The sequence below is a fragment of the bacterium genome, from assembly GCA_036524115.1.
Lineage (GTDB): Bacteria > JAUVQV01 > JAUVQV01 > JAUVQV01 > DATDCY01 > DATDCY01.
On the sequence record DATDCY010000051.1, the window covers coordinates 1 to 5,628 of the forward strand.

3 protein-coding genes are annotated in these 5,628 nt (G+C 70.6%); 2 read left to right on the forward strand and 1 reads right to left on the reverse strand.

Features of this window, described 5'->3' with window-relative positions; genetic code table 11:
• On the reverse strand, window positions 1–1,061 hold a 1,061-nt coding region (locus tag VI078_02400), incomplete at its 3' end, for a response regulator (protein ID HEY5998133.1).
• A 180-nt stretch (window positions 1,062–1,241) separates the two neighbouring features.
• Between VI078_02400 and VI078_02405 the strand changes: the two genes are divergently transcribed.
• Window positions 1,242–4,205 carry a chemotaxis protein CheB gene (locus VI078_02405; protein ID HEY5998134.1) on the forward strand — a complete coding sequence of 988 codons (2,964 nt, stop codon included), beginning with the start codon at window positions 1,242–1,244 and terminating at the stop codon, window positions 4,203–4,205.
• The coding region (locus tag VI078_02410; GenBank protein ID HEY5998135.1) for an ATP-binding protein at window positions 4,180–5,628 on the forward strand (1,449 nt) is incomplete at its 3' end. The genes VI078_02405 and VI078_02410, both read left to right, overlap by 26 nt.

A 5,628-nucleotide genomic window follows, 5' to 3' on the forward strand; every position in this document is an offset into this window, starting at 1 on the left:
AGCATGCCACCGCCGAGCTGGTCCAGCCGCGCGCGGATGCCGAAGAGCCCGAGACTCTCCTTCTTGCCGGCGTCCGGCAGGCCCCCGTCGAAACCGCGCCCCTCGTCCGAGACCTCGATGCTCAAGCAGTCGCGCGCGCCGTGGCCCAGCCGCACCTGGGCCCGGTCCGTGCCCGCGTGCTTCACGACGTTCAGCAGCAGCTCGCGCACGGACTGGAAGAGCAGGACGCGAACGCTCTCGTCCTCGACGTTGGCGTCCTCCTGGGCCTGCACGACGACCTGCAGCCCGTGCTCGGCCCGCATCTGCTGTGCCAGCCAGCGCAGGGCCGCGGCGAACGAGCCCTCGTAGAGCACCGGCGCGCTGATCTCCGCCGTCAGCGAGCGGGACGCCTCGATGGCGGCGCCGACCTGGTCCTCGATCGTGTGCAGCTCGGCGCGCAGCGGCTGGCCCTTCGGCGACATCTGCAGCATGCCCAGCCCGAGCCGCGCGCCGACGAGAATCTGCTGGAGATGGTCGTGGAGCCGCACCGCCATGCGCCGGCGCTCGCGCTGCTCGGCCAGGATCAGCTCCGAGGCCAGCTCGCGCAGCTGCGCGGTGCGCTGCCGGACCTTGTCCTCCAGCTCGACGTTCGCGCGCCGCATCATCTCCTCAGCCCGCTGGCGCAGGATCGCGTACATGATGACCCGGGAGACGATCCTGCCGGTCAGCCGGCCCTTGAGCAGGTAGTCCTGGACGCCGAGGTCGACCGCCGCCGCCGCCAGCTCCTCGTCCAGGGTCCCCGTGACGATCACGATCGGCACGTGGGGCCACTCGCCCCGGATGCGCCGGATCCCGTCGAGCCCCGAGCTGTCCGGCAGCGAAAGGTCCATGAGCAGCACGTCGAAGGCGCCGTGGTGCAGGCATTCGAGCGCCTGCTCCAGGGTCCTGGCCCAGGTCACGGACTGGCCGGCCGGAAATTCCCCGGCCAGGGCGATCGCGAGCAGCTCGGCGTCCGTCGCCGAGTCCTCCACGGTGAGAATGTGCAGCGGCCCCCGGATCAGATCCTTGAGGTGCGGACTCACCGGAGTTGGATAGCACGCCCCGCCCCGGGCTTGCAAGGGGCCCGCGGCGCGGCTCCCCGACCGGCGGCCGCGCGCGCCGCCGCACCTCCCCGCGCTTGACTCCCCCGGAACCACGCCGTAGTATTTGAGATTACAGGGCTTCTTGGTCATTCGTCGCCGTCGTCAGCGGGGGGAACGCGAATGTCGGCACAGGCGAAGAAATCCGTCCCGGCGCGCGCTGAGGAGAAGGCCGCGCGGGCGACCGGGGCGAGAAGCCCCCGCGGGCCCAGTCACATCGTCGGCATCGGCGCGTCCGCCGGAGGGCTCGAAGCGTTCGAGAAGTTCTTCCAGAACATGCCGCCGGACAGCGGGCTGGCCTTCGTGCTCGTGCCCCACCTGGACCCGACGCACAAGAGCATCATGACCGAGCTGCTCGAGCGCTACACGAAGATGCCGGTGCAGCAGGCCGAGGGCGGCATGAAGGTGTCGCCCAACCGCATCTACGTCATCCCGCCGAACAAGGAGCTGTCGATCCTCAACGGCGCGCTGATGCTCCTCGAGCCGAAGGAGGTGCGGGGGCTGCGCCACCCGATCGACTCGTTCTTCCGCGCCCTGGCCGCGGACCAGAAGGAGCGGGCGATCTGCGTCGTGCTCTCGGGCACGGGGACCGAGGGGACGCTGGGCCTGCGCGCGATAAAGGGCGAGGGCGGGCTCGTCATCGTCCAGGACCCGGCGACCGCGAAGTACGACGGCATGCCCACGAGCGCCGTGGCGACGGGCATTGCCGACTACGTCCTGGCCCCGGAGAAGATGCCGGAGCGGCTGCTGGAGTACGTGCACCACGCCCCGGGGCGGCCGCTGCCGGCGCCGCCGGAGGCCAAACCCGCCGACCTGCTCCAGAAGATCTTCATCCTCATCCGCGTCCAGACCGGGCACGACTTCTCCCAATACAAGCAGAACACGGTCATGCGCCGCATCGAGCGGCGCATGGCCATCCACCAGGTCGAGGACCTCGAGGGCTACGCGGCGTACCTGCGCAACAATCCGCACGAGATCGAGGAGCTCTTCAAGGAGCTGCTCATCCGCGTCACGAACTTCTTCCGCGAGCCCGAGGCCTTCGCCGTCCTCCAGGACAAGGTCCTCCCCCTGCTGTTCAAGGACCGCGCCGAGGACGCGCCGCTGCGCGTCTGGGTCCCCGGCTGCTGCACCGGCGAGGAGGCCTACTCGATCGCCATCCTCTTCCTCGAGCACCTCCGCAAGTCCCGCATCAGGCAGAAGGTCCAGATCTTCGCCACCGACATCGACATCGGGGCCATCGAGACCGCCCGGGCCGGCGTCTACCCCGAAAGCATCACCGTGGACGTCTCGCCCGAGCGGCTGGCGCGCTTCTTCGTCAAGCACGGCACCAGCTACAAGATCAAGGAGGAGGTCCGCGAGATCGTCGTCTTCGCCGTCCAGAGCGTCATCAAGGACCCGCCCTTCTCCAAGGTCGACCTCGTCAGCTGCCGCAACCTGCTGATCTACCTCAGCACCGAGCTGCAGCGGCGGATCATCCCGCTCTTCCATTACGCCCTGGCCCCCGAGGGCTTCCTGCTCCTCGGCTCCTCCGAGTCCGTCGGCGAGGCCACCGACCTCTTCGCGGTCGTGGACAAGAAGTGGAAGGTCTTCAGGTCCCGCAGGCTCGACGCGGCGGCCCAGCTGCCGCCCGAGGTCCGGTTCCCGCTCGCCCTGGAGAAGGGGCCGCGCTCGGAACTGGCGCGCGAGCCGCGCAAGCCGGGCGAGACGACCGTCGCCGAGCTGACCACGCGCCTGCTCCTCGAGCACTACTCCCCGCCCTGCGCCCTCGTCAACGAGCGGGGCGACATCCTCTACGTCCACGGGAGGACGGGCAAGTACCTCGAGCCGGCCCCGGGCAAGGCGACGCTGAACATCCTCGACATGGCGCGCGAGGGCCTGCGCCTGGAGCTGCGCACGGCCCTGCGCAAGACGCACGCCCGCAAGACCGACCAGGTCATCGAGGGGGTCCAGGTGCGCACCGACACCGGCTATCGCACCGTGAACATCGGGCTGCGCTACGTCAAGCAGCCCGAGTATCTGCAGGGGCTCGTCCTCGTGGTGTTCCACGACGTGCGCCAGCCGAAGGCCGCCAGGGGCGGGGCCCGGGTGCCCGGCGCGCGCGACCGCATGGGCGCGCGGGTGCGGGAGCTGGAGTTCGAGCTCAAGGGCACGCGCGAGCACCTCCAGACCGTGATCGAGGAGCAGGAGACCACCAACGAGGAGCTCAAGTCGATGAACGAGGAGCTGCAGTCCTCGAACGAGGAGCTGCAGAGCACGAACGAGGAGCTGGAGACCTCCAAGGAGGAGCTGCAGTCGGTCAACGAGGAGCTGGTCACGGTCAACTCCGAGCTGCAGAACAAGATCGACGAGCTTTCCCAGATCAACAACGACATGAGCAACCTGCTGGCGAGCACGCAGATCGCGACGATCTTCCTGGACAGCGAGCTGAAGATCAAGCGCTTCACGCCGGCGATGATCGACGTCTTCAACCTGATCCAGGGGGACATCGGGCGCCCCTTGAGCGACATCGTCGCCAAGATCGATTACCCGGACCTGGTCCGCGACGCCGAGTCGGTGATCCGCACGCTGAGCTCGGTCGAGAAGCTGACCGCGGCGCCCGGCGGCCGCTGGTTCCTCGCGCGGATCATCCCGTACCGAACCGGCGGCAACGTCATCGACGGCGTCGTCCTGACCTTCACCGACGTCACGGAGCAGCGCACCGCGCAGGAGGTGCTGCGCGAGACCAACTCGGCCCTGGGCATCGTGGAGACGCTCACCCAGCCGCTGCTGGCGCTCGACGGCGACTTCCGCGTGCTCTTCGCGAACAAGGCCTTCCTCGGCGCGATCGCGGCGGGCCCGGAGGCCGTGCTGGGCCACTCGCTCTTCGAGCTCGATGGCGGCGCGTGGAAGGACGCGGGCCTGCGCGAGCGCCTGCGCCGGCTGAGCGAGGACGGCGTCGCCTTCGAGGGGTTCGTCCTGGACCGCGACCTGCCCCGGATCGGCCGCCGGCGGCTGCTGGTGGCCGGCCGCCAGATCCGCGACGCGCGTCTGCCGTCCGACCGGCTGCTGCTGGCGATCGAGGATGTCACCGGCCGCACGGAAGACTAGGAAGACGGGCGGCGCGGGCGCCGCGCCGGCATCCCCCCCGGGACGCCGGCCGGACGCGCGCGCCGCCGCGACGGTGCGGCGCCTCGAGGACGAGCTCGCGGGCGCCGCGACCGAGCTGGCGGCGCTGCGCTCCGACTACGCCAGCCGCCGCACGGCCCTCGACGCCCGCTGCGCGGAGATGGAGGTCGCCCGCGACCGCTTCGAGGCGCTGTACGACCTCTCGCCCACGGGCTTCCTCACGGTGGCCCGCGACTCGGTCATCCTCGAGGCGAACACCGCGGCGATCGAGCTGCTCGGCGCCAGGCGGCTGGGCCTGCGGCAGCGCACGCTCGCCGAGTTCGTCGTCCGCGCGCACCGCAAGGACCTTCGCGCATACCTCGAGCAATGCTTCGCCGGCGACGCGGTGTCCTTCGCCGAACTCTGGCTGCAGCGCGCAGACGGAACGCGTTTCCACGCGCTGCTCCAGAGCCGGCTCACCCCCGGGGACGTCGAGCGGAAGAGTTGCCGGATCTCCCTCTGGGACAACACGGAACGCTGGGAGGCGATCGAGGCACTGCGCGCGTCCGAGGCCCGCTACCACGCCCTGGCCAACGAGCTGGCCCGCGCCCGCGAGGAATCCGACCGCCGGGCCGCCGAGGCCGAATCGGGCCGCAAGCGGCTCGAGCACTCGAATCGCGAGCTCGAGCGCTCGAATCGCGACCTCGAGCAATTCGCCGGGATCGTGGCGCACGACCTGCGGGAGCCGTTGCGCGCGATCGTCGGCTTCTCGGAGCTGCTGCGCGAGCGGATCGGGGCGCAGCTCGACGCCACGTCCGCCGGATACCTCCAGCACGTCGGGCAGGCCGCGGCGTCCATGCAGCGGCTCCTCGACGACCTGCTGCTCTTCTGCCGCGCCGACCGCCCTCGCAACCGCCTCGGCGTCACGGACCTGAACCTGGCGCTCGGCAAGGCGCTGCTGAACCTGCGGGCGCTCGTCGAGGAGACCGCCGCCGCCGTGTCGCAGGAGCGCCTGCCGACGGTGGCCGCCGACGAGACGCAGATGGTGCAGCTCCTGCAGAACCTGGTCTCCAACGCCATCAAGTTCCGCCGCGAGGGTCCCCCCCGCATCCACCTGACCGCCGAGACCCGCAGGGACGAGGAGATCATCGGCATCCGCGACGAGGGCATCGGCATCCCCCCCGGGCAGTCCGAACGGATCTTCCAGATCTTCACGCGGCTGCACGGCCGCGGGGGTCCGGAAGGCACCGGCATCGGCCTGGCGATCTGCCGCCGCATCCTCGAGCGCCACGGGGGGAGGATCTGGGTGGAGTCCCGGCCCGGGAAGGGCTCGACCTTCTTCTTCGCCCTGCCCCGCCCCGCGGATTCGGGGCTCGGCCCCGGCTTCTGCGAGCAGACTCCCCCCCCCCCCCCCCCCCCCCCCCCC